Origin of the sequence: Eikenella glucosivorans, from assembly GCF_016025525.2 — a bacterium.
Taxonomy (GTDB): domain Bacteria; phylum Pseudomonadota; class Gammaproteobacteria; order Burkholderiales; family Neisseriaceae; genus Eikenella; species Eikenella glucosivorans.
This window is the reverse complement of record NZ_JACSGR010000004.1, coordinates 39,383-59,674: the sequence shown is the minus strand read 5'-3', so window position 1 is coordinate 59,674 and position 20,292 is coordinate 39,383. Positions and strand designations below refer to the sequence as shown.

Below are 20,292 nucleotides of genomic sequence, written 5' to 3'. Positions count from 1 at the left end.
TGAAAGGTTTGCTTGGGAAAATCCGTGGCGGCACGGCCTGCCGCCATTATAGCCAATATTGTGGCAGATAAAGTTTCAGGTAGCCTGCATAGCGATACAGGCTACCTGAAAATTCCTTGAGCATTTACCACTCCGCTCTTGGTCTCAATTGGCTTTTGTGCACATAGCCGAAGAGGCTGCCGTCGGTGCCGGGTACTTCCACATAGAGCCAGTTACCTTTGCGGTTGGCGGGGTATTCAATCACGAGCTTACAGTTGGGGATACGCTGCTCTTCTTCGGAATGGTTGTTTGGTTTACTGCGCTGGATAATCGTGCCGTCGTTGCTGTACGAAGTATAGATGCGGCGCAGGCTGACCTGGCTTTGGTGCACATAACCGCTCATCGGTCTACCCCGCACAACCAAGCGCACGCGATACCACGCGCCGCTTTTGCCGAGGATGTCGGTCTCGCCGAAGTTGTCGAATACGGCGAGCACGGCGGCGCGGGTGTTGGGCCGGGCACGGATGTTCACCCTCTCGTCGCCGTCGGTAACCAAATAGGTGGTGGGCTCGGCAGGTTCGGGCAGATTGCATACACCCGGTTTGGCACGGGCGGCAGCGGTGGCAGACAGCGCCAGCAGCATAACGGAAAATGCAGCGGCTCGGATGGCTGGAGAGGAAATCATAGGCTTGTTCCTGATTGGAATTGGGGAAATCTGGCAGCGTTGCCTGCCGCCATTATATCTGACATGTGCCGGATAAATTTCAGGTAGCCTGCACAGTGATACAGGCTACCTGAAACTTCGATATGCACGGGCTGCGTTTACACGGCTCTCAACAACGGTGCAACATAATCCCGCCATTGCAGGGCAAGGCCGGCATTGATTTTGGTGAGATTGTCGAGAAAATAGAAAAACGGCGGGTCTTGCACGCCTTCTCGGCCGGCCAATTCTTCATTCCATGCGGCTTCCCACAGAAAAAAGCCCATGGCCCCTTCTTGGCGGCGCAGATGAGGGATACCGTTGAATTTGTTTCTTTGATGCTGCCAATGCTGCCTGCATTTTTTCGCCAGTTCGGCAGAGGAAATCCGGCCTTGGAAAAAAGCTCGCGTAGCGGCGGGATAATCGAACAACATTTGATGGCTTCGGCTGTAGGGGCGGATGTATTCCTCTAAAAAGCCCAGTGATTGCAATACGATTGCTTGCATCGGCACGCGTTCGAACAGTTCTGCTTCATCGCACCAATCTTCTACCAGAATGGTCTCAAACCCTGGGTATGCCTGCAATTCGGCCAGCTGTTCGGGCGTAATCGGCCAGATTGCACCGATATCGTTTAAGCGCATTTGGCGGTATTGGGCAAATGCTTCCGGCAATCTGGCATCGTATTGTGCCAATGCATGAGAAAAGGCTGGTTCGTGCAGCTCTTTGGCATAATCCCCGGCATAAGGTGCAAGGAAATTGCGTGCTGCGAGTAGGGCAGGCAAACCGCTGCCGGGCGGATAATGCGGTGCGGTATGGGTTTGCGTCCATTCGCTTTTGGGGCAGCGGAGATAGCCCCAAGCGCGTTGGTGGGCTTCATAGAGTTCGCTTGAATGCCATTTGCTGCCGCTATTGAGCAATGCGGTTTCAATAAAATCGAGGCAGATGCGTAGGTGGAAGGCGGCGGTCATGGCAGATTGCTAAATAGGGTAAAGCAAAAGCAGGTATGAGCTGGCAAAGGCTACCTGAAAATATTGGTACAAGCAAAAATCGGATTATCTGCTGGAAATTATTCCACACTTAGCTGTGCCAGTTCATTTTCCGTGAAGGCGTCTAACAAGATATAGGCGGCATCAATAAAGCGGTATTTTTCTTTTGGCAAGCGGGCAATAAAGGTATCGTAAGGCAGTTCGGTAAATGAGCCTTTGGTGCTGTTGTGCAGGGAGATTTGCCAGCTGCCGATATCGTTGTCGGACAGATCAAAATCGGGGTTGTATTCTAGTGAAGGATGGTAGGGCAGAATGGTGGGTAGATTGGGGCTTAAGGTGTAAAAACCGATGTATTCGCCCGTATCGTTTTCCCGTGCGATAATTTGCTGCGCGGAATAGGCGTCCAGCCATTGGATTTCCCTCATAAATCGGCTGAAGGCAGCCACCGGGTCATTATCTGCTAGGATTTTTTCACGAAACTCTTTATTCAAGGCTACGGGGCGTATAACACCATATAGCTTGTAGCTGCGCATATCGTCTTCACCTTCGAAAGGTACCATTGATATGCCGGCCTGCATATCGGATTTGAAATCGAAGGTTTGGATAGTATCGGCAGTGAATGTTTCTCCTGTTTCACACACTATGGGCTGCTTGAGCTTGCGGGACAAATCAGCAAGATATTGCAGGGCGATTTGCCAGTCTTCTAGCGTACTGGGAGTAAATTCGCGCACGGCATATTCCTGTGTTTGCCCGTCAAAAGACAACTCAAAACCCCTGCCGCTTTTTTCGTTTACGCCGAGCAACAGGCATTCGAAGTCTGATAAGGGTCGTGAAAGAAATTGTTGAAAATCAAAATGTTCATCGTATTCATTAAATGAAAATTGTGCCAGCTGCTGTGATGAAAGTTGGAAACATTCCCGTACAGTCAAAACAGACGCGTGGCGAAACAGTTTCTTCGGATTCTTGATGTAGAAAGAAACGCTCATTGGGATACCTTTTCAAGTTGTTAGTGAGCTGAGTGGATATGGATACTACTTGAATTTTTCAGGTAGCCTGCATGCAATACGGGCTACCTGAAAATTGTTTATGCCTTTAAAACCAATCAACGCTCAATCTGGCTCACATCCCGTACCGCCCCCCGGTCTGCCGAAGTCGCCATTGCGCCATAAGCCCTTAATGCGGCGGAGACGTAGCGTTCGCGGTTTTCCGGTTTCCATGCCTTGCTGCCGCGCGCTTCCATTTCGGCGCGGCGTCCGGCGAGTTCTTCGTCGGAAATCAGCAGGTTGATGCTGCGGTTGGGGATGTCGATTTCGATGGTGTCAAACTCGCGTATCAAACCGATTGCGCCGCCTTCCGCCGCTTCGGGCGAAACGTGTCCGATAGACAGGCCCGATGTACCGCCGGAGAAGCGGCCGTCGGTCAGCAGCGCGCAGGCTTTGCCCAAGCCTTTGGATTTCAGGTAGCTGGTCGGATAGAGCATTTCCTGCATACCCGGGCCGCCTTTGGGGCCTTCGTAGCGGATGATGACGATGTCGCCTGCTTCGATTTGGTTCGCCAAAATGCCTTCGACAGCGGTATCTTGGCTTTCAAACACGCGCGCGCGGCCGGTGAATTTGAGAATGCTGTCGTCCACGCCGGCAGTTTTCACGACGCAGCCGCGTTCGGCGATGTTGCCGAACAAGACCGCTAAGCCGCCATCTTGCGAGTAGGCGTGTTCCACATCGCGGATACAGCCTTTTTCGCGGTCGAGGTCGAGGGTTTTCCACATGCGGTTTTGCGAGAAGGCCTGCGTGGTGCGCACGCCGCCCGGTGCGGCTTTGAAGCGTTCGATGGCGACGGTGTTTTCGGGATTGGTAACGTCCCATTTCTCAATGGCATCTTTCAGCGTCGGCGCATGGATGGTGTACACATCGGTGTGCAGTTTACCTGCTTTGTCCAATTCTTTCAGGATGGCGAAAATGCCGCCGGCGCGGTGTACGTCTTCCATGTAGTAGTCGTGGTTGTTCGGCGCGGTTTTGCAAATGCAAGGAACGACGCGGCTCAAGCGGTCGATGTCCGCCATTTTGAAATCGACACCGGCTTCGTTGGCAACGGCGAGCAAATGCAAAATGGTGTTGGTACTGCCGCCCATTGCAATGTCCATGGTCATGGCGTTTTCAAACGCTTTTTTGGTGGCGATACTGCGCGGCAGCACGGTTTCGTCGTCCTGCTCATAATAGCGGCGCGTGATGTCCACAATCATACGGCCTGCTTCGAGAAACAGCTCTTTGCGGCCTGCATGGGTGGCGAGATAAGAGCCGTTGCCGGGCAGGGACAGGCCGAGTGCTTCGGTCAGGCAGTTCATCGAGTTGGCGGTAAACATGCCGGAACACGAGCCGCAGGTCGGGCAGGCGTTTTGCTCGACTTCTTCGATTTGCTTGTCGCTGACATTGTCGTCTGCGGCTTCAATCATCGCGTCCACCAAATCCAGACGGCGTTCGGGCTGGATGTTGGCAATGCCGATGACTTTGCCCGCTTCCATCGGGCCGCCGGAAACGAAAATAGTCGGAATATTCAGGCGCATGGCGGCGATCAGCATGCCTGGGGTGATTTTGTCGCAGTTGGAAATGCACACCAGCGCGTCGGCGCAGTGTGCGTTCACCATGTACTCGATGGAGTCGGCAATCAGGTCGCGGCTGGGCAGGGAATACAGCATGCCGCTGTGTCCCATCGCAATGCCGTCATCCACGGCGATGGTATTGAATTCTTTGGCAATCGCGCCTGCTTTTTCAATTTCGCGGGCGACCAGTTGGCCCATATTGTGCAGATGCACATGGCCGGGAACGAATTGGGTGAAGGAATTGGCGACGGCGATGATGGGCTTGCCGAAGTCGGTTTCCATCACGCCGGTGGCGCGCCACAATGCGCGCGCGCCCGCCATGTTGCGGCCGTGTGTGGAGGTTTTGGAGCGGTAGTCTGGCATTTTGGTTCCTTAGCTGGGGTATTGGTTTATAGAATAGTTGAGGCTACCTGAAAGTGTGTGCTTTAACGTTAGTTAAAACGGATAAAGGCGGTTTGTTTTCAGGTAGCCTTTCGGTTGGGCGTATTTTAGCCGAATAGGGCGGGCTTGTTGCAAGTGTCGCCGCAAAACCTTATGCGCAATTTACTTTATATTCATTCACAATTTTAGCAATTTTATTTCATAAACTATGTTTTCAATATGATTCTAAACTGTTTTCAGGTAGCCTGAAACACAAATCGGGCGAATCTGATGCTTCTTTAAAAGGGATGCTGCCTGCTCCGAGATTGCCTTGGCAGGCGGAAAATGATAGTTTGGCGGCCTCTTTACAAAATTTGTGGCACAAACTGCCAATGCAAAATTAGAGGAAACGGAAGTGAACGAAACAAAAGAAGCATTATTGGAAATGCGCCCGGGCGAAGCGGCGGTGATTGCCGCGCTGGTGGTGGCCGTGATGGGCATCACCATGATTCAGTTCGGCTGGGTGCCGCATTTGTCGGTGATTTTGGTGTTATGCACGCTCTTGGTGTTCGGCAAAAGCAAGGGGTTGGATTTCGGCCGTATGCAGCTGAGCATGGCGCGCGGCGTGCTCTCCGGCATCGGCGCGATTTATCTCTTTTTCTTCATCGGCCTGCTGGTGTCCGCGTTGATGATGGCGGGCTCGATCCCCACGCTGATGTATTACGGCTTCGAGCTGATTTCGCCGCGCATTTTCTATCTTTCCGCCTTCGTGCTCACTTCGCTGGTGGGTGTGGCCATCGGCAGCAGCCTCACCACCTGCGCCACCTTGGGTGTGGCCTTTATCGGCATGGGTACGGCGCTGGGCGCCAATCCGGCCGTAGTAGCCGGGGCGGTGGTATCCGGTGCGTTTTTCGGCGATAAAATGTCGCCCTTTTCGGATACTACCAGCATTGCCGCCTCCATCGTGGGCATCGACCTGTTCGACCATATCCGCAACATGATGTACACCACCGTGCCGGCCTGGCTCATCAGTGCCGTTTTGCTGTGGTTGCTCTCCGGCCACACCGCCAACGCCGATCTCGGCATGGTGGCCGCCTTCAAAACCCAGCTTCAGGCCAGCGGCCTGGTGCACGGCTATACCCTGCTGCCCTTCGCCGTGCTCATCATCCTCGCCCTGCGCCGTGTGAACGCGATCTACACCATCATCATCACCATCCTCGTGGCGCTCGCCCTCACCTACCTGCACAGCAGCCCCAGCATCGAGCAGCTCGGCGGCTACTTCTTCAACGGCTACCAAGCCCCCGAAGGCAGCGATTTGGGCGACGTGGGCAAACTGATTTCGCGCGGCGGCATCAGCAGCATGTTTTTCACGCAAACCATCGTTATCCTCGCCCTCAGCCTCGGCGGCCTGCTCAACGCCCTGGGCATCCTGCCCGCCCTGCTCTCCGGCATCAGCCACATGCTGGTGAACGCCGGCCGCGCCACCTTCACCGTGGCCGCCACCTCGCTGGGCGTGAACGTGCTCATCGGCGAGCAATACCTCAGCCTGCTTTTGGCCGGTAACACCTTCAAACCGGTTTACCAGCGGCTCGGCCTGCACCCGCGCAATCTCTCCCGCACCGTGGAAGATGCAGGCACGGTGACCAACCCGCTGGTGCCCTGGAGCGTGTGCGGCGTGTTTATCCACCACGCGCTGGGCGTGGCCGTGATCGACTACCTGCCCTACGCCTTCTTCTGCTACCTCAGCCTGCTGCTCACCCTGCTGTTCGGCTTCACCGGCCTCACCCTGAGCAAAAGCGAGACCGCGGCATAAGGCGCACAGCGGTATAAATGCATAAAGCAAAAGGCTACCTGAAAATCTTTAGCTTCGCAGAAACTCACGTTGCTCGTTTTAACTGCGTTGAAGCTTCGTTTTCAGGTAGCCTTCTCGCCCACGGGTCAAGCGGCTAATCCATCCAGTTTTCCAACCGCAAGCCTTCCACTCTGGCAAATTCTTTGGTGTTATTCGTCACCAGCGTTACATCCAAAGTCAGCGCGTGTGCCGCAATCAGCAAAGCCTGGTTTCAGGCTACCTGAAAATACGCCCGCCGTTTTTCAGGTAGCCTCTTCCGCACCAAAATCAAACCGCCCGGGCCGAAGCTCGGGCGGTTTCTCAAACGGACGAACCGTTCAACCCAAAAACATTTTGGCAAACATCAAGCCCAACACCAGGCTAAAGCCCATGCTCAAAAGCCCGGGCAGCATAAAGCTGTGGTTGAAAATATACCGCCCGATTTTCGTTGTGCCCGTGCTGTCGAAATCGATGGCCGCAATAATCGGGCCGTAGTTCGGGATAAAGAAATAGCCGTTCACCGCCACAAACGTGCCGATGATAATCGGTGCGGGCACGCCCAGCGCAATCGCCACCGGAAACAACGTGGCCACCGTCGCCCCCTGGCTGTTCACCAGCACAGAAAGCACAAACAGCGCAAAGGCAAACGCCCAAGGCGCACTGGCCACCAGGCCCGATACCGCCATTTTCACCTCCTCCAAATGCCCGTGCATCAGCGTATCGCCCATCCAAGCCACGCCAAACACCGCAATCACCGCGCGCATCCCGGCATGGAACACAGAACCTTGGGTAATCGCATTGCCGTCCGGCTTGCAGGTAACGATAATCAGCGCAGCAGCGGAAAGCATCACGATTTCAATCGTGTGCGCCATGCCCATCGGTTTGTCGCCAAACACCGGGCGCAGTGAAGGCAGCGCGCCCAGCAACACCACCAAAATGGCGGCAAACAGGAAAATCCCCACCGAAATCTTGGCCTTGGCGCCCACTTCCGTTTCTTCGGTGGAAGTTTCGCTTTCATACAGCTTGCGATAGGCCGGATCTTGCAGGCGACGCTGATATTCCGGATCGTCTTTCAGCTCCTTGCCCATTTTGTTTACCAGCACGCAGGCAATGCCGATGCCGATCACCGTGGAAGGAATGCTCACTTTCAGCACGTCCGCCATCGTGATGTGCTGCGGCTCCAAATAGCTCACGCAGGCCACCACCGCAGCCGCAATCGGGCTGGCGATAATCGCAAACTGCGAAGCAATCACCGCCATCGAAAGCGGCCGCTCCGGGCGGATGCCGTTTTTGCGGCTCACTTCCGCAATCACCGGCAGCACCGAATAAGCCACATGCCCCGTGCCGGCCAGCACGGTGAAGCTATAAGTCACCATCGGCGCGATAAAGGTGATGTATTTCGGATTTTTGCGCAGCACGCGGGTGGCAATTTTGATCATATAGTCCAAACCGCCCGCTGCCTGCATGGCCGCCGCCGCCGACACCACCGCCATAATCATCAGCATCACATCAATCGGCGGGCTCGTGGGCTCCAGGCCGAAGCCGAACGACAACACCGCCAAGCCGATGCCGCCGAACACGCCCAGGCCGATGCCGCCCACGCGCGCCCCGGCCAGGATGCACAACAGCACCACGGCAAACTGGATAAAGAACTGCATATGTTGGGCAAAGAAGTTCATGCTGCCTCCAAAGTAAATTTATGTATGCAAAACGAAGGCCGCAGTTTAGCAAACTTTAACCAGCAAATAAAACAGATTTTGTCGCCAACCCATCTTTCTGCGCGGAATATGATGTTTTATCATAAAAAATCAACATGCAAAATCATTCACCGGCAGATTGATTGCAGCTCCCATATTGCCCGGCCTCATGCAAAACGCCTCTGTCGCACCCAGTTCAGTAAAGTTTTATTAACTCATCTTGGCGGCTAGCTGAAATTGCATGCCGGCAAGAAAATAGGTTGCACACCGCGAAAAATAACGGCGCCTTTTTTTCAGGTAGCCTGCTGCTCCGCACAGTGGCTACCTGAAAAACCGCCTTTATTGCTCGTTTGCAAATTCCGGCGGCGCATTCAGCTTGCGGTTTATGCCGTCGATTTGATTTTGCAGATCGCGGCGGCGTTCGCGGTAGAGCACGGCTTGGTCGGGGTGTTGGCGGCCTTCTTCGTTGAGCTCTTGCAGGCGGCGGTGCAGTTTTTGCCGCTCGTCTCGCCAGCGGGTGGCTTGGGCGCGACGCGGGGCGGCGGCTTCGTCGGCCTGTTGGTAGATGCGGGCGAGCTCGGCAGCGTTGGGGCAAACTTGGGCGTTAATGGGGCGGTCGCCGTCTTCGCCGCGTTGGCGGAAACGTGCTGGAGTGCAGTATTGCGCCAACCCGGCGCGGTAGCCGGCCTGCCATTGCTCGGCATCGGGCGGGAAGTTTGTGCCTTGGCAGAGGTTGCGGTAGCGGTTTTCTTCAAATGTGCCGTTGGCTCCGGCCGCGCCTTGGCGTTTGCCCAGGGCGTACCAATCGTAGTCAGCGCGGCAGATGAGCCGTTTTTCATCGGCGCGGCTGGAGTGGTCGAGCACGGCCACCAGCGCAGAGGCGGGCAGGGTAACGGGCAGCATGATGATTTCGCCCAAGGTTTCGCAGGCGCTCAGGAACGGGATGAGGGATAGGGCGAGCAGGGAGTTTTTGCGCATCATTTTTGAGGAAATGGTTTTCAGGTAGCCTGATTCGGGATTTTAGCGGATTTAGACAAACTGCGTGCTGAAGCGGAAGCCGCTCTTTTTAAGCAGCCTCTGCGGCGCATAAAGGCTACCTGAAAATCCGCCCGCCCGATTTTTCAGGTAGCCTTCCGGCTGTATAATGCCGCCTTCCTTCATTCCCCTGCCCGATGCCATGTCCGACCTGTTTGCCCCTGCCGCGCTTTCCGTTTCCGAGCTGAACCATCTGGCCAAAACCCTGCTGGAAGACCAGCTTTCCGGGCTGTGGGTGGGCGGCGAGGTGTCAAACTTGGTAAAGGCGGCCAGCGGGCACTACTACTTTGTTTTAAAAGACCAACGTGCCCAAGTGCGCTGCACCCTGTTTAAGCACGCCGCCCGCTCGTTGGCCGCACTGCTGCGCGAGGGGGAGGAAGTGGAGGTGCAGGGCAGGATCACGCTGTATGAGGCGCGCGGCGAGTTTCAGATTAATGTGCAGGAGGTGCGGCGTAAAGGGCTGGGGCAGTTGTTTGAGGCCTATGAGCGGCTGAAACAGCGTTTGCAGGCGGAAGGCTTGTTCGATCCGGCGCGCAAACGGCCGCTGCCCGAGGCGCCGCAGTGCATCGGCGTGGTCACCAGCCTGGCGGCGGCGGCGCTGCGCGATGTGGTCACCACTTTGCGGCGGCGCGCGCCGGATGTGCGCGTGATCGTATATCCCACGGCGGTGCAGGGTGCGGGCAGCGAATTTCAGGTAGCCTCCGCCATTGCGGCGGCGGCGGAACACGGACGGGCGGACGTGCTGATTGTGTGCCGCGGCGGGGGCAGCATCGAAGATTTGTGGGCGTTCAACGAAGAGGCGGCGGTGCGCGCGGTGGCAGCTTCTCCGATTCCCGTGGTGAGCGGCGTGGGCCACGAAACCGATTTCACGCTCACCGATTTTGCCGCCGACCTGCGCGCGCCCACGCCCACCGCCGCCGCCGAGCTGGCCAGCCCCAACCGCACGGAGCAGCTGGGCAAAATGCAGCAGCTACTCGGCCATCTGCGCCACACCCTGCAACGCCGCTGCACCGATGCCGCCCAGCGCCTCGACTGGCAGGCCGCCCGGCTGCGCCACCCACGCCAGAAATGGCAGGAGCAGCTAGGCGCCCTCGCTCGCAGCCGCCAAATCCTCGCCGACAGCATGCAGCGCCACCTATTGCGAAAACAGGAGCAGCTGGCCTATCTGGCGCAATTGTGCCGCCGCAGCCGTCCCGCGCCGGAAGCCGCCGCTCGGCAGCTGCACACCCAGGCCGTGCAGCTCAACCGCCACCTGGCCACCCTGCTCGCACACAAACAGGCTCAGTGCCAAAGGCAGGCAGGCATCTTGGCAGCCCTTTCCCCGCAACACACCCTCTCGCGCGGCTACAGCATCATCACCGACCGCGCCGGAAAAGTGGTGCGCGATGCCGGAAAACTGCACAGCGGACAAGTGTTACAACTGCGTTTCGAAACCGGCACGGCCAAGGCGCAGGTGCTGCCGCAGCGCACCGGGCAGCAGGACTTGTTTGACTAGGCAGGCTTGCCGTTTGCCGCTTTTGGGCAAACAAATATTTTCAGGTAGCCTCATTTGTGCAACGGCGGGCAAATGAGGCTACCTGAAAAAGGAAAATGGCTTCCGAAGCAGGAAGCCATTGGTTATTGTTGCGATTGCGTGTTGCCGAGAAAGCGGCATCATCTATTCGGCGGTGAAACCTTCTTCTGCCAACGCCGCTTTGAATGCGGCGATGTCGAAACCGTCGCCGTGCGTAATCACCACGCGACCGTCATCATGATTGGCATTCACCATCCTCACCCCGGCAACTGTCTCGCCTTTGGCAACCAGCCGGTCTCCGTCCGTTTTGCTCTGCATACCGGATACTTGAATCAACATTTGTGGCATATTAACCTCTAAATAATGTAGTCGATCAAAAAATCTATATATAAGCTTACTGCATTGTTTTTGTGAAAATATGCAGTAGACGTCGCAAGTATTGCCCGCGTTTATGAATCCGTTATCCAAACTTCGTTACAACATTTAACAGGCAATAATGCGCATTTTGCCTAGATAACGCCCGATTGTCCAGCCTTGCAAAGAGAATAAATGCCACAACCGGCATCCGCGCCACGCCACCCTCCTAGGCCGCCGCTGCCGGATTTGGTAAAATATTGAAAAAATCGACAGAAAGGCGGCAATAGAATGATCAGCATTTTTGACATGTTCAAAATCGGTATCGGGCCTTCCAGTTCGCACACTGTCGGGCCGATGCGCGCCGGGGCGCTGTTCCGGCAACAATTAATCAATCAAGGCTTGTTAAACAAAATCACCCGTTTCCGGGCGCATGTTTACGGCTCGCTCTCCTTCACCGGCCGCGGTCACGGCACCGACTCCGCCATCATCGGCGGCCTAGCCGGCTACGAGCCGGACACGGTGGACACCACCACCTTTCCAGAATTCATCCGGCAGGTCATGGCCAACAAAATCCTTCCCGACATCAATGGCCACCAAACTCCCTTCGACTACATGCACGATTTCCGCTTCCATTCCTCCTTCCTGCCGCTGCACGAAAACGGCATGCGCCTGGAAGCCTTTATCGGCAATGATATTGTGGCGCAGGAAGTGTACTACTCCATCGGCGGCGGCTTCGTGGTAACCGAAAAGCAGTTTGCCGAAGCCGAGCAAGAGCAGGCGCCGCTCAACGTGCCCTACCCCTACCGCAGCGCTGCCGATCTTATCCGCCAATGCAAGGAGCACAACCTAAGCCTGTCGGAAGTCATCTTCCGCAACGAATGCGCGCTGCGCCCCGAAGAAGAAGTACGCGCGTACGCCCACGCCATCTGGCAAACCATGAGAGACTGCATCCAGCGCGGCCTCAACACCGAAGGCACGCTGCCCGGCCCGCTGCACATCCAACGCCGCGCCCCGCTGGTGAAAAAACAATTGGAAAGCAGCGCCGGCATCAACAGCGACCCGATGGGCATCGTGGATTGGATCAACATGACCGCCTTCGCCGTGAATGAAGAAAACGCCGCCGGCGGCCGTGTGGTTACCGCGCCCACCAACGGCGCCTGCGGCATCGTGCCCACCGTGCTCGCCTACTACGACCACTTCGTGAGCACACTCACCGACGAACAAGTGCTGCGCTACCTGCTCACCTGCAGCGCCATCGGCAGCCTCTACAAAATGAACGCCTCCATTTCCGGTGCCGAAGTGGGCTGCCAAGGCGAAGTGGGCGTGGCCTGCTCCATGGCCGCCGCCGGACTCACCGAGCTGCAGGGCGGCAGCCCGGATCAAGTGTGTATTGCCGCCGAAATCGCCATGGAACACCACCTCGGCCTCACCTGCGACCCGGTAAACGGCCAAGTGCAGGTGCCCTGCATCGAGCGCAACGCCATGTCTTCCGTGAAGGCCATCAACGCCTCACGCATGGCGCTGCGCCGCACCACCGAGCCGGCGGTTACGCTCGACGAAGTCATCGCCACCATGTATGAAACCGGCCGCGATATGCACCAAAAATACCGCGAAACCTCCATCGGTGGCCTGGCTAAACATGTGCTGTGTTAGCCTGCTGCCAGCTTGCTGATTCCAAACTCAAAGGGCATGGGATGGTTTATTCCACATGCCCTTTCCGTTTTTCAGGTAGCCTTATCGGCTGCCGGAAGAGCAAGAGGCTACCTGAAAAACCGTTTTCAGGCAGCCTCGTTTGCGAAGGCGGCAAACATCTCCGGTGTGCCGCCCGTTTCATACGCCATCCATACCCTCTCACCTGCCCAATCTATCAGACTACCTGAAAATCCGCCGCCTTGTTTTCCGCTTCGCCAAAACCGTTTTTCAGGTAGCCTCTGCCTTCATCACATTCTCTTTACGCTTGAAAAGTTTTGTTTTAATGTTTGCCCGAACGCCAAATAGCCCAGATAATCCACAAGCTGTTGGCGAAGGCCAAAAGGTAACCGAAAAAACCGAGAAACGAGAGGCCGAACAGCTTGGGGCCGATGTTGCTGCTCAGCAGGATGGAGGAGCCGATAATCAGCGCCGCCGTTACCATGCCCATGGTGAGCCGGTTGGCGCTGTGTTCCAAATGCTGGTTGAGGCTGTCGAGGCGCTTCAAATCGAGGTTGACGTTTACACGGCCGCTTTGCAGCCGGTGGTTGAGGCGCAGCAGATTTTTCGGCAAATCGCCGAGCATGCGCCCCAGCATCCTGCCCTGCGCGCGGGTGCGCCGCCACACGTGCTCGGGCGAAAAGCCTTGCCGGATCACGCTTTGCACAATCGGCTTGGCGTGTTCCAGCAGCTGGAAATCGCCGTCAAGGCGCTTAACCACGCCTTCTAAGGTGAGCAGGGCTTTGAACAGCATCACCAAATCGCCGGGCAGTGCCAATTCATGCTCGCGCATGATGCGGGTGAGGTCGTTGATGACTTGGCTGATGCGCAAATCGCGCACGGCGGTGTGCTCGTAGTCGAGCAGCATTTCCATCACATCGGCACCTAGCAGGTCTTCATCGGGCACTTCGCCCTGTGCCCAGTTGGCGAGGATGTATTGCACGGCGAAGGGGTCGCGGTGGATTAGGGCTTCAATTAATGCGTTGATTTCCTGTCGCCGCACGGTATTCAGGTAGCCCACCATGCCGAAATCGATCAGCCCGATGCTTAAATCGGGATAGATAAAGATGTTGCCCGGATGCGGGTCGGCGTGAAACAAGCCTTGGCCGAGAATCATATTGAGTAGGGCGTCGGTGATGCGGCAGGCCAGGATGTGCCGCTCCTCTGAGCCAAATGCGGCCAAATCGGCATCTTTCAGCAGTTCGGCGGCCATGTATTCCTGCACCAGGATCTGCCGGTTGCTGTATTCGGGATAAACTTTGGGGATGTGAATGCCGGAGTGGCTTTCATACCAGGCGGCAAAACGCTGCATATGGCGCAGCTCAGCAGACAAATCGGTTTCCTTGGCTAGGCTTTTGGCAAAATATTGCACCATCTGCACTGGATGATAGCGGCGCGTTTCGGCGATTTCCGATTCTATCAATTGCGCCAAATAGGTTAGAATGCGCAAATCTGCCTGAATCAGCGGTTCGATATCCGGCCGGCGCACCTTCACCGCCACCTCACTGCCATCGAGCAGCACCGCACGATGCACCTGCGCGATGGAGGCACTGCCCACCGGCTCGTTGTCGATATGCCGAAACACTTCTTCCGGCGGCCGCCCCAGCTGCTCGGTGAGCAGCAAACGGATCTCCTCAAATGGCAAGGGATTGGCACGGCTTTGCAGCCGTTCGAACTCCTCTATCCATTCGGCGCTGAAAATATCCACACGGGTGGCCAGGATCTGCCCCAGCTTGATAAACGTGGGCCCCAGCTCTTCAAACGCCTGCCGGAAACGGCGGGCAGTGCCGATATTGGCTTGGCCGGCCGGCTGCTCCTGCCCGGCAGCACCACCCAGCCAGGAAGAGCGGTTCAGCTTAAGCCGGCCAAGGAAACTGCCCAACCCGTGCCGAGCCAGAACAGACACGATTTGGCGCAACCGGTTGAGGTCGCCCCAAGCCAAAACGGCAGATTTAGCCATACGCATACCCCCTGCAAAATCTGTATCCATAACGGATGCACAGCATAACATACCCGCCCCTTATAGCGCATACGCCGCCCGCCGCGCCGAGCTTCCGCCACACCCCGAATACGCTATAACACGGCAAGAAACAGAAAGCTCCAAATTGATGAAGTGGATCAAGCAAGCAAGTATTTTCGCCCTCACGGCGCTCTCCCTCGCCCTCCCGCTCAGCGCCCAAGCCGCGCCCGAAGGCTTGGATAACGACGCGCTCGAACGCCTCATCCGCGAACGCACCGGCCACGGCAGCAATGCCTCGTCTTCATCATCATCCAGCCGGTCATCATCCAGCCGCCAATCCTCAAGTAGCCGCTCCTCCGGCAGTCAAGACGAAGCCGGTGACCTCATCATGAATGCCATGAGCCTCATCGGCCTCTCCTACCGCTTCGGCGGCAACTCCCCCACCCAAGGCCTCGATTGCAGCGGCTTCATGCAATACATCTTCAAACGCAGCATGGGCATCACCCTGCCCCGCACCTCTGCCGAAATGGCCACCGTGGGTCAGCAAGTCGACCGTGCCAACCTCAAGCCGGGCGACATGGTCTTCTTCGGCGGCGGCGGCCGTGTATCCCACGTCGGCATGTACATCGGCAACGACCGCTTCATCCACGCCCCCCGCACCGGCCGCGACATCGAAATCACCAGCATGAACGGCAACTACTGGAAAAACCGCTACATCACCGCCCGCCGCGTAGACCGTTCCACCCGCTTCACCCGCTAAAGGCACACACCATGAACATGCCGGAAATGCCCAAATGGTATAGCGACAACGGCGAAATCGTTTCCTGCACCGAAAAAGTGAAAGTGATGCAGGAAAACATGCAGGAACTCTACCAGCTCGCACAAGACACCTTCGAAGACGCCCTGCTCATGGGCTGCGGCGAACAACAAGTGCGCGACTTCCTCATCGACCTCATGCGCCACGTGCACAACCCCTACCGCCAGCCCTAAGCGCCGAGCCACAATACAGGCTACCTGAAAATGCCACCCCATTTTTCAGGTAGCCTCTTTGCTATCCCACATCAACGTTGTCAGAATCCTTGGCAAATCCCGCCAAACCCGCTATAACTGAAGCCGCGCGCGATAAATATCCCCACTTCGGCGCGATAAATCAGTCCTGATATTATTGCACCCTATGCAACAACGTTACAAATCCCACCTTGCTTGGTGGGATTTTTCACGTCAAGCCTGCTCTGCCTGCTCCATGTTGATGGGGTAGTTGGCAATCAACAGCTCGTCAGCTTCGGTGGTGGCCTCCTTATTGATGCTGTAGCGCAGGCTGACCTCTTTAAACTGGAAGCCGGTGAAGATCTCCCTAATGGCCGGCACGTCGTTAATCGACAGCAGAAAGCGCCCTTTGATGTGGCGTAGCTGCTCGGCCAGCCGTTCGAAGTCGGCTTTGGCGAAGATGCCTTTGCCGTACATCGTCTCACAATCCCAATACGGCGGGTCGATGTAGAAGAAGGTGCCGGGCTTGTCGTAGCGGGCGATGAAGTCGTCGTAGTTGAGCCGCTCCAGCATCACCCCTTGCAGGCGTCGGTGGCTGTGTTGCAGCTCCTCGGCCAACCTGTCGGCGCGGAACTTGGGCGGGCGGGTGCTGGTGGCGGCGCAGCAGAACTCGGCCACCTTGCCGCCGAAACCCATGCGGTGCAGATAGAGGAAGCGCACCGCGCGCTGGATGTCGGTCAGGGTGGTGGGGTTGCAGTGCTGCAGCCGGCAATACTCATCGCGGCTGGGCAGCAGGTATTCCGCCTGCCGCAGCAGCTCGGGCAGGTGGTTTTGAACACACCTATATAGATTGATGACATCGGCGTTGATGTCGTTGATGGCCTCCACTTTGGATGGCGGCTTTTTGAACAGCACCCATGCCGCACCGCCGAACACTTCGGCGTAGCAGGTATGGTCTGACGGGATTAGCGGAATGATGGTACCGGCCAGGCGGTATTTGCCGCCCAGCCAGCCCCTAAGCGGACTGACGGGATGGGTGTTGCCCATGATGCTTGCTCCTTGAAGTTTGGCGCTCACAGGCACTCCGGGTTGTTAAAGAACCAAATTGGTTGACCGCTTTGCAGCGCGGGCATTTGATTTCCAGCTCACCCTCGCCTTTGGCCAACAGCTTATTGCAGTTTTTGCAACGATATTGCATTTTTGCAGCTCCCACATTACCGGTATGTTAGAATCCGCCCGCCTCTAGAGGTGGCGGCCTTGGGTCATGCAGGCTGTCTCTGCGTGGCTGGCGCGGTTTGGTGGGCAAACACCGGCCGCGCCGCCGTCCTACTTATTGCGTATACCCGCCCCTGTGGCGGGTATTTTCATGCCTCCTCCTTATATAGGGCGGGTACGATAACAGCGAGGTCGTTGGGCGACCAGCGCCAGCTTTCAGGCAGCCTCAACGCGGTGGCGCACCACTCGGAGCAGAACCAGCGGCGGCGGTTTTGCGGCAGTCCGAAGGCGATACCCAATGCGCCCATCAGGTCGTAGCCCTGCCCATCGGTGGACGTCCACACCCTCTGCAGCTGCTCGTGTACCTCAGGGACGGAGGGCAGCGGGATCAAGTCCCATTTAGCCGCCGGCAGCGGCATCACTTTGCAGCGCACGCCTTTATCGCGGATGGAAGCGGAGTAGCAGGTATAAACCGATGCCTGCGGATGCTCGCGCACCGCAATCTCGGCATGGCTGTACTGGCCGCGGGTCAGTTTGCGCGTGAGCCAGTCGGTAAACCGGGCACTCCATACCCGCCAGCCGGAGCCATCACGACGACCTTTGTACAAGGCTAGATAAATTGGGCGCTGGCTCATTTGTCGGCCTCCTCAAACTCGGCGGCGGGCTGCTCATCAAAGTTTGCCGTCCAGCCATCGCTGTAGTCGTATTCTAGCGGGTGTTCGGCTTGGAGCATGGCGGCACGGTGTCGTTTGGCATTGTGATAGTCCGCCATCTCGTCGGCTACCATTTGCATGACAATCTCTTCAAATAACGCTTTGGTGCACTTTTCCGGCGGCAGGTCGGTGTTGTCCATTGTCCGCCACGGTTCTTTGAGCGGAAACGCCTCATTCGGCAGGGTGCGCAAAGTCAAATATTGCAGCCGCGTGGCATCATCAGTCTGAAACCACTTGCCCACGCTTTTGACAAACACCCCATGCCGCAGGTTGTCATAGCGCTTGGCCTTGATGCGCTCCCACATCTCATCCTGCTGTTCGGCTTTGAGCCGGGCGGCACACTCGGGGTTGATGTGCCACTGCTCGCCGTCCCAAGTGCTGGATGGGCAGGGCGGCTGCTCGGCCAATACAGGCTTGCCGTCTTTGTTTGGCATAATCACTTGTCCGTTGGACTGCCCCGCCAGCAGTGCGGCGTGCTGCTCGGGGCTAATTGCTACCGCATCATCCGGCACGGTGCTGTGGATTTGGTCGTCATAAAAACCGCCGGTGGATTGTGAGTAATACAGTGTCATGGTTGTCTCCCGTTATTTGCCGATGGCGCGCCAAGCGAAGCCTTCAAAATCATTGGCTGCCGCACCTTGAGCCCATGTGTTAAGCATGGCGCTAAAGCCGGTGGCCGTTATCTCTCCCGCGCCGATGGTTAAGTCCGTGCCCACCGCGCCCGACCGGCCGCTGCTTTTGACGGTGATTTGCACGTTGTAACACTCGGAGGTAAACGCAATCGGAAACACTACTTTCACCGGCCCTTCTCCCTGCCAGCCCGTCAACACCTCGCCCCATTGGTCAATGAGGTCGTTGGGTAGTTTGGTGTAGCCGTTGGTGCCGGCTTGGTGCTGCATGGCGGCGGCCATCTGCTGCTTAATCGCCTCGCCCAAGTCGCTGATGTCGGCGGCGCGGTGGGTATGGTTTCTGTCAGCCTTGTCCTGCAACTGTGCGGCCAGCGTGGAGGCATCCAGTGCTCCGGCATTGGTTACTTGGCCGTAAGCCTTAATCCAAAACACGATGTCATCCAGGCTGTCTTTGGCCTTAATGCACAGCACCATGCCGATGTATTTCGGGGTGTTGTCCTGATAATAGGGTTTGGGCGTGTATTGGTCGGTGTAGGCGTGGTCGTAAGTGATGGGGACGGCGTGTTTTTGCGAGTATTTCCCGATAGCCGCTTGCTCATGTGCCGCCGAAAACATATCCGTACCGTTGTTTTTGCCCTCATTGCCGCCCAGTTGTCCGTAGATGACAAACATCGGGTCGCCTGCCTTGATTTGGCCGGGGTAATACTTATCCACCGGCAGGCGTTTGAGCAGCAGGTCGTCGTTGCCGTAGGCCACAAGCCCAAAAACATGATGGTGGTCGCCTACCGTCCACGGGTATTGTTGTCCGATTTGGCCGCTGCCGCCCACGTTGCGCACAAAGTAATCATCTACCGGCTTGACGTTGGCAATGCTGCCGTATTGCGCCACCAGCTTGCGATAGAGCTCGGGATAGGCGGACTGAGTAACCCTAGTGGCAATCTCGTCGTACTTAATCCAGCCATCCGGGATGTCGCCAAACGGGAAATAGGCGGTCATACCGATGTCGGAGCGCGTAAGGTTGGGCAGTTTGTTGCTGCCCAGTACGCGATACAGGTCGGGATAGGTAGCCTGCGTGAATGTGCTGCCGTCGGCCTTTAAAAAGCCTTCTTGGCTGGTAACGGCGCGCGGAAAGCCGATTACTGCGCCAACTGGCAGGCCTTTGCCGGCAGATTCAACAGCCTTGTCGTAAGCCGCCTTCACCGACTTCGGCGTGGCTGCCAGCTCTTCGCTGTTGCTGTCAGTGGCAGACGAGAGCTGTACGATGCCGGCCTTAGTAGTGCTGGCCGCACCCGGTTTGTCCTCCTCCTGCTTCTTCTTCAAATACTGCGTCCGCGCCGCCAGTTCCTTGGCCTGCCGGTTGGCTATGCCGTTCGGCCCGCCTAATACCGGGTCGGTGGTTTCCAGCTGGTAGATACCTTCCGACCATTGCGGGTTGTTCAGTTCTTCCGTGATATTCGCCATTTAAGCTGCTCCAAAGTTAAAGTTGCCGTCGTAGGCCGCCCGCCCGTTGTAACGCAGGGGGACGGCCTGATAATCCAAGGCTGCCAACAGGCAGCGTGCCGGTGCGAAGGCGGCCAGCGTTTTGCGCAACAGCGCGGCCTGGTCGTTGGTAATCACGCTATTCATGATGATGCGGTAGTGCGCCCAGTAGCTGCCTGCACCGTAAACATGGCTGCCGTTGTAGTTGATGCTGCCGTCGTAGGTTTGGCCGGTGAGCCCTTCAATAATCCGTACCTCACCGAACCCGAGCCGCCGCACGATTTCGCGGATTGCCCACGGCGTGCCTTTGTAGCGGTGCAGCTCGTACGCACCTTTAATCAGTTTGCGCCGTGCATCGTCGGATTCGGCCAGCCAGTAGCCGTCGGCACCCAGGATGCTGCGGCTCTCGGCCAACAGCGGCAGGTGTTCCGGGGCGACCAAATCGACCAGGCGCGGCATCAGCTGCGGCAGCTCGGCCAAATCCAAACGCAGACCCAATTCGGCCAGGGCGCGGGCGCGTTGGTCGCGTTCGATGATGGCGGCGTAGGAGAGTTTGGCCATCG

The 20,292-nt window shown here is 57.1% G+C and carries 20 protein-coding genes; 6 read left to right on the top strand and 14 right to left on the bottom strand.

The features are described from left to right. Nucleotides 1-124: 124 nt before the first annotated feature. The 4 genes from H9Q10_RS05825 to ilvD all read right to left on the bottom strand — a co-directional run bounded on the left by H9Q10_RS05825 (nucleotide 125) and on the right by ilvD (nucleotide 4,627). Nucleotides 125-664, bottom strand: a complete 540-nt coding sequence (locus H9Q10_RS05825; protein WP_197903058.1) for an SH3 domain-containing protein — start codon at nucleotides 662-664, stop codon at nucleotides 125-127. Nucleotides 665-801: 137 nt separating this feature from the next. Further along, a complete protein-coding gene (locus tag H9Q10_RS05820) occupies nucleotides 802-1,647 on the bottom strand; it encodes a hypothetical protein (protein ID WP_197903057.1) in 846 nt (281 codons plus the stop codon). Between the two features lie 98 nt (nucleotides 1,648-1,745). Beyond that, entirely contained in the window at nucleotides 1,746-2,651 is a 906-nt protein-coding gene (locus H9Q10_RS05815; RefSeq protein WP_197903056.1) for a DUF4299 family protein, read from the bottom strand. 116 nt (nucleotides 2,652-2,767) lie between these two features. Beyond that, nucleotides 2,768-4,627, bottom strand: a complete 1,860-nt coding sequence (gene ilvD, locus H9Q10_RS05810; protein WP_197903055.1) for a dihydroxy-acid dehydratase — start codon at nucleotides 4,625-4,627, stop codon at nucleotides 2,768-2,770. 442 nt (nucleotides 4,628-5,069) lie between these two features. Here ilvD and nhaC point away from each other — a divergent pair, with 442 nt between their 5' ends. After that, on the top strand, nucleotides 5,070-6,437 hold the full coding sequence (gene nhaC / locus H9Q10_RS05805) for a Na+/H+ antiporter NhaC (RefSeq protein ID WP_197903210.1): 1,368 nt from the start codon (nucleotides 5,070-5,072) through the stop codon (nucleotides 6,435-6,437). A gap of 356 nt (nucleotides 6,438-6,793) precedes the next feature. On the opposite strand, the gene H9Q10_RS05800 is transcribed toward nhaC, so the two are convergent. Then, nucleotides 6,794-8,134 (bottom strand): anaerobic C4-dicarboxylate transporter, encoded by a 1,341-nt coding sequence (locus H9Q10_RS05800; protein WP_238480150.1) that lies wholly within the window; start codon nucleotides 8,132-8,134, stop codon nucleotides 6,794-6,796. On the opposite strand from H9Q10_RS05800, the gene H9Q10_RS05795 reads away from it, so the two are divergent. Continuing rightward, nucleotides 8,114-8,383 (top strand): hypothetical protein, encoded by a 270-nt coding sequence (locus tag H9Q10_RS05795; RefSeq protein ID WP_197903054.1) that lies wholly within the window; start codon nucleotides 8,114-8,116, stop codon nucleotides 8,381-8,383. The genes H9Q10_RS05800 and H9Q10_RS05795 overlap by 21 nt on opposite strands. Before the next feature lie 108 nt (nucleotides 8,384-8,491). On the opposite strand, the gene H9Q10_RS05790 is transcribed toward H9Q10_RS05795, so the two are convergent. Beyond that, nucleotides 8,492-9,133: a DUF2799 domain-containing protein gene (locus H9Q10_RS05790; protein ID WP_197903053.1), complete on the bottom strand. Its 642-nt coding sequence runs from the start codon at nucleotides 9,131-9,133 to the stop codon at nucleotides 8,492-8,494. A gap of 196 nt (nucleotides 9,134-9,329) precedes the next feature. Here H9Q10_RS05790 and xseA point away from each other — a divergent pair, with 196 nt between their 5' ends. Next, a complete protein-coding gene (gene xseA / locus H9Q10_RS05785) occupies nucleotides 9,330-10,682 on the top strand; it encodes an exodeoxyribonuclease VII large subunit (protein WP_197903208.1) in 1,353 nt (450 codons plus the stop codon). 162 nt (nucleotides 10,683-10,844) lie between these two features. Here the strand turns inward: xseA and H9Q10_RS05780 are convergent, their stop codons facing one another. Then, complete coding sequence (locus tag H9Q10_RS05780; protein ID WP_197903052.1) at nucleotides 10,845-11,048, bottom strand: hypothetical protein; 204 nt, start codon at nucleotides 11,046-11,048, stop codon at nucleotides 10,845-10,847. Between the two features lie 297 nt (nucleotides 11,049-11,345). Between H9Q10_RS05780 and H9Q10_RS05775 the strand changes: the two genes are divergently transcribed. Beyond that, complete coding sequence (locus H9Q10_RS05775) at nucleotides 11,346-12,710, top strand: L-serine ammonia-lyase (RefSeq protein WP_197903051.1); 1,365 nt, start codon at nucleotides 11,346-11,348, stop codon at nucleotides 12,708-12,710. 319 nt (nucleotides 12,711-13,029) lie between these two features. Here H9Q10_RS05775 and H9Q10_RS05770 read toward each other — a convergent pair whose 3' ends face one another. After that, nucleotides 13,030-14,706 carry an ABC1 kinase family protein gene (locus tag H9Q10_RS05770; RefSeq protein WP_197903050.1) on the bottom strand — a complete coding sequence of 559 codons (1,677 nt, stop codon included), beginning with the start codon at nucleotides 14,704-14,706 and terminating at the stop codon, nucleotides 13,030-13,032. Between the two features lie 148 nt (nucleotides 14,707-14,854). Between H9Q10_RS05770 and H9Q10_RS05765 the strand changes: the two genes are divergently transcribed. Both H9Q10_RS05765 and H9Q10_RS05760 read left to right on the top strand, forming a co-directional pair. Next, nucleotides 14,855-15,466, top strand: coding sequence for a C40 family peptidase (locus H9Q10_RS05765; protein ID WP_197903049.1), 612 nt, complete (start codon nucleotides 14,855-14,857; stop codon nucleotides 15,464-15,466). Nucleotides 15,467-15,477: 11 nt separating this feature from the next. Next, entirely contained in the window at nucleotides 15,478-15,696 is a 219-nt protein-coding gene (locus H9Q10_RS05760) for a hypothetical protein (protein WP_197903048.1), read from the top strand. Between the two features lie 231 nt (nucleotides 15,697-15,927). Here H9Q10_RS05760 and H9Q10_RS05755 read toward each other — a convergent pair whose 3' ends face one another. The 6 genes from H9Q10_RS05755 to H9Q10_RS05730 form a co-directional block, all read right to left on the bottom strand. Further along, on the bottom strand, nucleotides 15,928-16,740 hold the full coding sequence (locus H9Q10_RS05755) for a DNA adenine methylase (RefSeq protein WP_197903047.1): 813 nt from the start codon (nucleotides 16,738-16,740) through the stop codon (nucleotides 15,928-15,930). Then, nucleotides 16,709-16,891 carry a Com family DNA-binding transcriptional regulator gene (locus H9Q10_RS05750; RefSeq protein ID WP_083296798.1) on the bottom strand — a complete coding sequence of 61 codons (183 nt, stop codon included), beginning with the start codon at nucleotides 16,889-16,891 and terminating at the stop codon, nucleotides 16,709-16,711. Before H9Q10_RS05750 ends, H9Q10_RS05755 begins: the two co-directional genes overlap by 32 nt. Nucleotides 16,892-17,057: 166 nt before the next feature. Continuing rightward, nucleotides 17,058-17,543: a hypothetical protein gene (locus tag H9Q10_RS05745; RefSeq protein WP_197903046.1), complete on the bottom strand. Its 486-nt coding sequence runs from the start codon at nucleotides 17,541-17,543 to the stop codon at nucleotides 17,058-17,060. After that, on the bottom strand, nucleotides 17,540-18,193 hold the full coding sequence (locus tag H9Q10_RS05740; protein WP_197903045.1) for a DUF4376 domain-containing protein: 654 nt from the start codon (nucleotides 18,191-18,193) through the stop codon (nucleotides 17,540-17,542). The genes H9Q10_RS05745 and H9Q10_RS05740 overlap by 4 nt, the downstream gene beginning before the upstream one ends. Nucleotides 18,194-18,205: 12 nt before the next feature. Continuing rightward, on the bottom strand, nucleotides 18,206-19,711 hold the full coding sequence (locus H9Q10_RS12135) for a phage tail protein (protein WP_238480149.1): 1,506 nt from the start codon (nucleotides 19,709-19,711) through the stop codon (nucleotides 18,206-18,208). After that, nucleotides 19,712-20,290, bottom strand: coding sequence for a phage tail protein (locus tag H9Q10_RS05730; protein WP_023887382.1), 579 nt, complete (start codon nucleotides 20,288-20,290; stop codon nucleotides 19,712-19,714). It lies immediately after the preceding gene. Nucleotides 20,291-20,292 lie beyond the last annotated feature (2 nt).